This is a genomic window from Stenotrophomonas sp. 05L44_2 (assembly GCF_056665995.1).
Genome location: NZ_JBFTNR010000466.1, coordinates 1 through 3,416, shown reverse-complemented (window position 1 = coordinate 3,416; position 3,416 = coordinate 1). Strand labels below are relative to the sequence as shown.

Annotated in this window: 5 protein-coding genes and 1 pseudogene; 3 read left to right on the top strand and 3 right to left on the bottom strand. The window is 66.8% G+C overall.

Annotated elements, in window-relative coordinates:
• Together AC1VAN_RS15715 and AC1VAN_RS15710 are read left to right on the top strand one after the other, a co-directional pair.
• Nucleotides 1–97, top strand: a pseudogene (locus AC1VAN_RS15715) (S1/P1 nuclease); the annotation flags it as partial.
• A 10-nt stretch (nt 98–107) separates the two neighbouring features.
• Entirely contained in the window at nt 108–908 is an 801-nt protein-coding gene (locus AC1VAN_RS15710) for an MBL fold metallo-hydrolase (protein ID WP_442251990.1), read from the top strand.
• A gap of 41 nt (nt 909–949) precedes the next feature.
• On the opposite strand, the gene AC1VAN_RS15705 is transcribed toward AC1VAN_RS15710, so the two are convergent.
• From AC1VAN_RS15705 to AC1VAN_RS15695, 3 genes are read right to left on the bottom strand one after another with little or no spacing between them, the layout of a single operon-like run.
• Nucleotides 950–1,510 carry a hypothetical protein gene (locus AC1VAN_RS15705; RefSeq protein WP_032977185.1) on the bottom strand — a complete coding sequence of 187 codons (561 nt, stop codon included), beginning with the start codon at nt 1,508–1,510 and terminating at the stop codon, nt 950–952.
• Nucleotides 1,510–2,724: a M56 family metallopeptidase gene (locus tag AC1VAN_RS15700; RefSeq protein ID WP_480986150.1), complete on the bottom strand. Its 1,215-nt coding sequence runs from the start codon at nt 2,722–2,724 to the stop codon at nt 1,510–1,512. The genes AC1VAN_RS15705 and AC1VAN_RS15700 overlap by 1 nt, the downstream gene beginning before the upstream one ends.
• Complete coding sequence (locus tag AC1VAN_RS15695; RefSeq protein WP_025874246.1) at nt 2,717–3,082, bottom strand: BlaI/MecI/CopY family transcriptional regulator; 366 nt, start codon at nt 3,080–3,082, stop codon at nt 2,717–2,719. The genes AC1VAN_RS15700 and AC1VAN_RS15695 overlap by 8 nt, the downstream gene beginning before the upstream one ends.
• A gap of 117 nt (nt 3,083–3,199) precedes the next feature.
• Here AC1VAN_RS15695 and AC1VAN_RS15690 point away from each other — a divergent pair.
• Nucleotides 3,200–3,416: flavin reductase (locus tag AC1VAN_RS15690; protein ID WP_480986149.1), on the top strand; the 217-nt coding region annotated here is incomplete at its 3' end.

Below are 3,416 nucleotides of genomic sequence, written 5' to 3'. Positions count from 1 at the left end.
CTACACCACGCGCTACCGGCCGGTGGCCGAAGCGCAGCTGCGACTGGCCGGTGAAAACCTGGCGCAGTTGCTGAACCGCGTGCTCGCCACACGCTGAGGAGTGCCCGATGTCGGTCCAGGTGCAATCGTTCTTCCACCGTGACAGCAACACCTTCAGCTACCTGGTCAGCGACCCGGCCAGCAGCGAGGCCGCGCTGATCGACCCGGTACTGGATTACGACCCGGATACCGACGCCAGCAGCGAATCGCCGGTGCGGGCGATGCTCGATGCCATCGCGCAACAGCAGCTGCACGTGCGCTGGCTGCTGGAAACCCACGCCCATGCCGACCACGTGTCGGCAGGACGTCGGCTCAAGCAACGGTTCCCGCATGCGACGCTGGCCATCGGCGAAGGCATCCGTGCGGTGCAGGCCACGTTTGCACCGCGCTATGGCCTGCAGCTGCCCGAGGAACATGCCGTCTTCGATCACCTGTTCGCTGATGGCGAGACCTTCGCACTGGGTGAACTGCAGGGGCGCATCATCGCCGTACCCGGCCACACCAGCGACAGCATCGCCTAYCTGATCGACGATGCGCTGTTCACCGGCGATTCGTTGTTCATGCCCGATGGCGGCACCGCACGCTGCGATTTCCCCGGCGGCGATGCYGCGCAGCTGTACCGCTCGATCCAGCGCCTGCTGGCCCTGCCCGATGCCACCCGCGTATTCGTCTGCCACGACTACGGCCCGGGCGGACGCGATTTCGCCAACGAAACCACCATTGGTGAACAGCGCGCGCACAACATCCACGTGCATGAGGGCGTGGCCGAGGCGAAGTTCGTCAGCGTGCGCCAGGCGCGTGATGCGACCCTGGCAGAACCGCAGCTGATGCAGCCAGCGGTGAAGGCCAACATCCAGGGCGGCGCGTAGGGCCCGCACGGTCGCCTCATCGCGCCAGCAATGACACCGCGTCATTTACCCTGCGTGCGCACCACATGCTGGCCCTTCACGATCTCGAAGGTGAAGGCATACAGCAGGCTCACCGGCACCGGTTCGACGCGCTCGGCGCCTTGGCAGTCGCCACGGTCGCTCGGCACCTTGCCGGGGGCGAAGTGGCAGACCGCGGCGGGCGAATACTTCCACATCGCCACCGCCTCCTGCGCAGCCTGCAACAGCGGCGCATTCTCGCTCGCCGCGCCTGCCGCGCATTCGCTGCGGTCGACCAGCGCCAGGCTTCGCTCGACAGCGCCTTCGGCATCGATCACCACCTGCAGGCAGATCGTGGTCGGCGCCAGCTCGGTGCGCGGGTCACGATCACCGATCTGCGGATCCGGCGCCGCATACAGCTGCGGCATCCGATAGCCTTCGGTCGCTCCCAGCGTGTACGCCTGCACCTGGCCGCTGCCGCCTTTCCCTTCCGCATGCAGGCGCTGATGGCCGACACTCTCATTGCGGGTATCGACGGTGGTCAACCGTTCCTGGGTGGCGCAGCCTGCCAGCATCCCCACTGCCAACAGCAGCGCGATGCGCATCACCTGGCGGTCTCCGTCACTTCGTCGCTCTCATCCATGGCGAAGGTGATCGGAATGCGTACAGCGCCCGCCACCGGCTTGCCGTTCTTCAGCGCCGGGCGATAGGTCCAGCTTCGCGCTGCTGCAATCGATACCGCTTCGAACACGCCCGGATTGGTGGCGCTCACTACACGCACATCGCTGACAGCACCCTGCGCATCAACGTCGACGCGGAGCACCACCACGCCTGTCTGGCTCTGCTCGAACGCGCTCTTCGGGTAGCTCGGTGGTGGCATCCTGTCGACCCGGATCTCGCGATCCATGACGGCCACGGTTGGGCCGRCCGCCATTGCTCCACACTGGCTGGCCCACGCCACCGCCCCCATCCCCAGGCACAACCCGACCACCAGCACCTGCCCCGACACCCACGRCAATGCCTTCCGCTTGGACAGCTTCAACATGGCGATACGCTCCTTCAACACAGGCTGGCTGCGCCAGTGGCATACCGCCGGCGCAACCGGATGGACCAGCTGCGCCTTCAGCAGCGTGCTGGCGTAGAGGCCGCGCAGCGCAGGCTGCGGGGCAATGGTGCGGGCGTCGCAGGCCAGTTCCTGGTCACGCAGGAAGCGGCGTGCGGCCCATGGCAGCAGCGGATGGAACCAGAACACCGCGCGCATCAGCAGCAATACGCCGTTGGCCCAGTGATCGCCATTGCGACGATGGCTGTGCTCGTGCTGCAGGATCAGCGCCTGCTCCTGTGCAGTGAACTGCTGGTCGAAATCGGGGCCGACCACGATGCGCGGCCGCCACAGGCCCACCAGCGCCGGCAGCCCGGGATCGCCACTGGCCTGCCAGCTGCCATCGGCGCGTGCCTGCAGGGCGCCCATGCCGCGTTCGAAGCGGCGCTGTGCGCGCAGGTCGCGCAACAGGCAGACGCCCGCGCCCAGCGCCCACACCACCAACAGCAGCGAGGGCCATTGCAGAGATGACGCAGGCAGGCCCTCCACTGCTTCCGGCACGACCTTCAGCGGCAAGGTCGGCACATGCTGCAACAGCGCGACCTGTGGCAGGGGAATCAACAGCGTGGCCAACAGCAGGGGCAGCAGCCACCAGCTGCGGTAGGCCAGCCCGGCGCCGCCCAATCGCACCAGCAACGCCCGCGTCACCGCCAGCAGGACCACGCCCACCGCCAGCCACAAGCTGGCCTGCCACAGTCCGTCGAGCAGCTCATTCATGGTCCAGCTCCTGGATCAGCTTCTTCAGTTCGGCGATGTCCTGTGCGCTGAGCTGGCCGCGTTCGCTGAAGTGCGCGACCAGCGGTGCCACGCGCCCTTCGAAGACACGGCCGATGAAGTCCTGGCTCTGCGCCTCCACCCAGGCCTGGCGCTGCAGCAGCGGCCGGTACAGGTAGCGCCGGCCATCGCGCTCGGCGGCGATCGCGCTCTTGGTCAGCAGGCGGTTGAGCAGGGTCTTGATGGTCGGCTCAGCCCAGTCGCGGTGCGCCAGTGCGGCCACCACCTCGTCGGCGCTGCGCGGTGCCTGCTGCCACAGCACCTCCATCACAACGGCTTCAGCTTCGCTGATAGGGGTCATGGTTTACATCCGTAATCGACGATTCGATTACGCGCGTAATCGAATCGACTGTCAACCCCTCGACCGGTAATTCATCACGCCTGCGCCAGCATGGGGGCCTCCACCGCAGGTATCGGCATGAAGCCCTTGCGCAAACGTGACTTCCCGGTTGAGCAGGCCCGGCGCTTCCTCGAACCCGGTCCGATCGTGCTGGTCAGCACCGCCTGGCAAGGCCAGCGCAACCTGATGACGATGGGCTGGCACATGGTGATGGGCTTCTCGCCCTCGCTGGTGGCCACCTACCTGTGGAACGAGAACCATAGCTTCAGCCTGGCCCGCAGCAGCGGCGAATGCG